The 4,984-nt window shown below is 73.7% G+C and carries 1 protein-coding gene; it reads left to right on the forward strand.

All coding sequences use genetic code 11. The annotated features are described in order from the left end of the window. Nucleotides 1-4,984, forward strand: a 4,984-nt coding sequence (locus tag QH283_RS28165) for an SDR family NAD(P)-dependent oxidoreductase (RefSeq protein ID WP_280505957.1), incomplete at both ends; no start/stop codon positions are given.

Raw genomic sequence — 4,984 nt, forward strand, 5'->3', positions numbered from 1 at the left:
TGCCGTTCGGCGACACCCTGCTCACCGACCTGCGCGCCCTCGCCGCGGGCGTGGGCAGGCTCACCCGCACCGTGGCCGCCCCCGAAACCGGCATCGTGTTCGTCTACACCGGCATGGGCCCGCAGTGGTGGGGCATGGCCCGGCAGCTGCTCACCACGAACCCGACCTTCGCCGCCGCGGCCGCACGCGTGGACGCCGCCTTCACCGCCGTCGCCGGCTGGTCCATTCGTGACGAACTGCTGCGCGACGAGCAGGACTCCCGCGTCACCGCCACCGAGATCGCCCAGCCCGCCAACTTCCTGGTCCAGGTCGCGCTCACCGAAACCCTCGCCGAACTCGGCATCCGGCCCGCCGCCGTCGTCGGCCACAGCGTCGGCGAGGTCTCCGCCGCCCACGTCACCGGCATGCTCGACCTGACCGACGCGGTCACCGTCGCCTACCACCGCGCCCGGCTCCAGGCCCGTACCGCGGGCACCGGCGGCATGCTCGCCGTCGGCCTGCCCGCCGAACAAGCCGCCGAGCACACCGGCGACGGCGTCGACATCGCCGCCGTCAACAGCCCCACCGCCGTCACGCTGTCCGGCGACGCCGAACGGCTCGACAAGATCGCCGCCGCCCTCGACGGCGACGGCGTCTTCGCCCGGCGGCTGCGCGTCGAGGTGGCCTACCACAGCGCGCTCATGGACCCGATCCTCGACGAACTGCGCACCGCCCTGGCCGGTCTGCGCCCGCGCACCCCGTCGATCCCGCTGTACTCCACCGTCACCGGCGACCGGGTCACCGGCGCGGACTGGGACGCCGGCTACTGGTGCGCCAACGTGCGCGAACCGGTCCGCTTCGCCGACGCCGCCCGCGCCGCGATCGGCGAGGGCGCCCGCGTGTTCCTCGAAGTCGGCCCGCACCCCGTGCTCGGCGCCAACCTGCGCGAAATCCTGCTGCACACCGGCGAGAACGGCGCCACCGTCGCCACCCTCGACCGCAGGCAACCCGACGAACTGAGCCTGCGCCGCACCGTCGCTGGCCTCTACACCACCGGCGCGCTCGACCTGCCCGCCCTGCTCGGCCCGCACCCCGCGCCGCACCACCCGCTGCCTCGCTACCCCTGGCAGCGCCGCCACCTGCGGTCGGACCTGCCCGAATTCAGCCAGCAACGGCACGGCACCCCCGGCGTCCCCGCCATGCTCGGCGACCCCGACCTCGACGCCGAACACCGTTGGACCCTGCCGCTGGCCGTGTCCACCCTGCCGTGGCTGGACGAGCACCTCGTCGACGGCTCCCGCATGCTGCCCGGCGCGGCCTATCTCGACGCCGCCCTCGGCGTCGCCGCACTCACCCGCGACGACACCAGAGCGGGCTGCCACGCCGTCGAGGACGTCCGCTTCACCGCACCCCTGGTCATCGAACCCGGCGACGTTCCCCTGTTCGCCGTCGAACTGGAGAAATCCACCGGCCGCGTCACCATCCGCTCCCGCCCCGCCCTCGGCGCGGTGTGGACCGAGCACGCCGGTGCCCGCCTCGTCGACGGCGACTACACGCCCCCGGCCACCGTCGTGCCCGACACCACCGCCATGACACCCGTCGACCCGGCCGATCTCTACGCCGACCTGCGCGCCACCGGCGTCGAACACGGACCCGCCTTCCAGCTCGTGCGCCGGGCCTGGGTCGACGGGGACACCGTCGTCGCCCACCTCGACCCTCCGGCCGACCACGGCGGGCACCTGGCCCACCCGTGCGTGCTCGACGCCGCCTGGCAGATCGTGTCCCTCGGCGACGCGGGCGGACCCGAACTCGACGGCGCGGTCATCCCGGTCGGCGCGGACGCGGTCCGCCGCTTCGCCGACCTGCCCGACCACGTCGTCGTGGTCGCCCGCCTGACCGCTCCGCTGCGCGCCGACATCACCCTCCTCGACAGCGAGCACAACCCCGTCCTGCAGATCCTCGGCGCCCGCTTCCGCGCCGTCCCGTTCGGCGGCGGCGCCCTGCGCGCGCTCGAACCGCTCTACTACGAGGAACGCTGGACCCTGCTCGACCCACCCGCCGCCGGCGAATCCGCGGGCACCGCGCACACCCTCGTCGTGCTGCTGCCAGGGGCGAGCGCCGAGCGGGTCGCCCGCGCCGCCCGTCCCGGCGGCACCGTCGAGATCCTCGACGCCGCCGAAGCGCTCGGCGAAGCCGGGGCGGCCACCGACGGCGCGGGCAGTGTCGACGGCGTCCCCGACTCACCGCTGCTGACCCGCCTGCACGCGGCCCGCACCCGCGACGGCGTCGACCGCCTGCACGTGTGTGTCGTCGCGGGCCCCGGCGAGCCGATCGAAGCACTGTGGCTGCTCAGCCGTCTGGCGCTGACCGTGGAACGCTTCGCCGACGAGATCAACCCCGAACCGCTGCCGCTGACCGGCGACGGCTCCCTGCACCTCGGCCTGATCACCGAACGCGCCTTCGCCCACCCCGACGACCCCGCCGCCCCCGACCCCGTGCACGCCGCCCTGGCGGGCGCGCGCCGCGTGCTGCTCAACGAACAGCCCGCGCTGCGCTGGCGGCTGATCGACATCGACCCGGGCACCACCGACGCCGAACTGGCCGCCGAACTGCGCATTCCCGGCGCGTTCGGTCCCGATGGCACCGACGAGGTGTTCCTGCGCGACGGTCTGCGCTGGACCAGCGTCGTCGAACGCGCCCTGCCCGAACGCACCGCCGCCCTCGACGCCGCTGCCCCGCTCGAGGACCCCGAAGCCAACTTCCGCCTCGACATCCCCCGCTCGCGGGTGCTGTCGCAGCTCGGCTGGCGCAGCGCCGAACGCCGCGAGCCCGGACCGGGCGAAGTCGAGGTCCGCATGGCCGCCATCGGCCTCGGTTTCAAGGACCCGCTCAAAGTGCTCGGCATCCTCGACGAGAACGACCTCGCGGGCACCCATTTCGGCACCGCCCCCGGCATGGAGGGCGCGGGCACGATCGTGCGGGTCGGTCCCGGCGTCACCGGGCTGCGCGTCGGCGACCGCGTCGGCCTGGCCTCCCCCGGCATGATCGAGCGCTACCACGTCACCAGCGCCGAGCTCGTCGGCCCCGCCGCCGACAGCATCCGGCCCGAACTGTGCAGCTCCACGGTCTCGATGGTCACCGCCGAATACGCCCTGCTCGACCTGGCCAGGGTGCGGCCGGGCGAGACCGTGCTCGTGCACGGCGCCGCCGGCGGTGTCGGCGCCTGCGCGGTGCAGGTGGCGAAACTGCACGGCGCCACCGTGATCGGCACCGCGGGCAGTGACGAACGCCGCGCCTACGTGCTGGCCCAGGGCGCCGATCACGTGCTCGACTCCCGGTCGTTGAACTTCGTCGACGACCTGCTCGCCTACACCGACGGCCGCGGCGCCGACATCGTGCTCAGCACCGCGCCGGGGGAGATCGTGCGTCAGAACTTCAAAGCCGTCGCCGAATTCGGCCGCATCGTCGAGATCGGCAAGGCCGACATCTACTCCGGCGGCGTGCTCGACCTGCGCAACTTCGACAAGAACATCACCTACCACTCCTTCGACCTCGACCGCATGCTCGCGCTGCGCCGCGAGGAGGTCATCGCCCGCGTGCAAGCCGTCAACGACCGCCTCGCCGACGGCACCTACCGGCCGCTGCCGTTCCACAGCTTCGGCGCCGATCAGGTCGGCGCCGCCTTCGAGGAAGCCTTGCGCTCCACCCGGCTCGGGCGCATCACCCTCGATCTGAGCACCCCCGCCCCGCCCGTGCGGCCAGCGACCGCCGACGTGCCGATCCGTCCCGACGGCCGCTACCTGATCACCGGCGGCCTCGGCGCGTTCGGCCTGGCCACCGCCCGTCGTCTGGTCGCCCGCGGCGCTCGCGCGCTCGTCCTGGTCGGCCGCGGCGGCGCCCGCACCGACACCGCCCGCGAGCACGTGCGCCGCTGGCGCGAGGACGGCATCGACGTGCGCGTCGAACAGCTCGACATCACCGACGCCGCCGCGGTCCGCGCCCTCGTCGACCGCTCGCACAGCCCGGATCGCCCGCTGCGCGGCATCTTCCACGCCGCCGGTGTGCTCGACGACCAGCGCATCACCACCATGAGCCGCGACAGTCTGGCCACCGTCTTCGCCCCCAAACTCGACGGCGCCCGCGCGCTCGCCGACGCGCTCGACAGCGCCGGGATACGGCCCGACCTGATCGTGCTCTACTCCTCCGGCAGCGCCATCATGGGCGGTATCGGCCAGTACTCCTACACCGCGGCCAACCTCGCCCTGCAAGCCATGGCCGAGGTGTTCGCCAGGATCGCGTCGGTGTCCGACGAGCCGTCCGGGCCGAGCACCCGGGTGCTGTGCGTGGGCTGGGGCGCCATGTCCGGCGGCGGCATGGTCGACGCGGACGAGACGGTGCAGCGGTATCTGCGCATCGCGGGTTTCGACTCCATCGACATGGACGCAGGCACCGGCTATCTCACCGAACTGCTGAGCCTGGGCGTGCGCACCGCCGCCGTCATCCCCGTCGACTGGTCCAAGGTGGTGCTCGCCGCCCCGCAACTGGCGCACACCGCGCGTCTGGCCCATCTGATCGCCGATGCCGCCGAGGACGATTCGACCGCGGCCCGGCTGCGCGCGGAGATCACCGCTCTCGACGAAGCCCAGCGCGCGAGCGTCGTCGGCTACCTGCTGGCCGAACAGCTCGCCGAGGTCATGGGCGTGGCCGCCGACTCCATCGACCTGTCGGTGCCGCTGCCCGAACTCGGTCTCGACTCGCTCATGGCCGTCGAATTCGGCGCCCTGGTCGGCAAGACCCTCGGCGTGGAGATGAACAGCATGCAGCTCGGCCGCTCGTTCACCCTCGCCCAGGCCGGGGCGCGCATCGCCGAACTCCTCGTCGGCGCCGGACCCGATATAGCGCCGCCCCTGGCGGTTGGGGCGGCGGCCGGTCCCGGCCCGGTGGACGCGAGCCGTGCAGCAGGTCAGGCGGCGGTGGACGCGACAGCAGTCGCTGTCGCCGGAGC

The sequence above is a fragment of the Nocardia farcinica genome (assembly GCF_029867845.1).
In the GTDB taxonomy this organism is placed as follows: domain Bacteria; phylum Actinomycetota; class Actinomycetes; order Mycobacteriales; family Mycobacteriaceae; genus Nocardia; species Nocardia farcinica_A.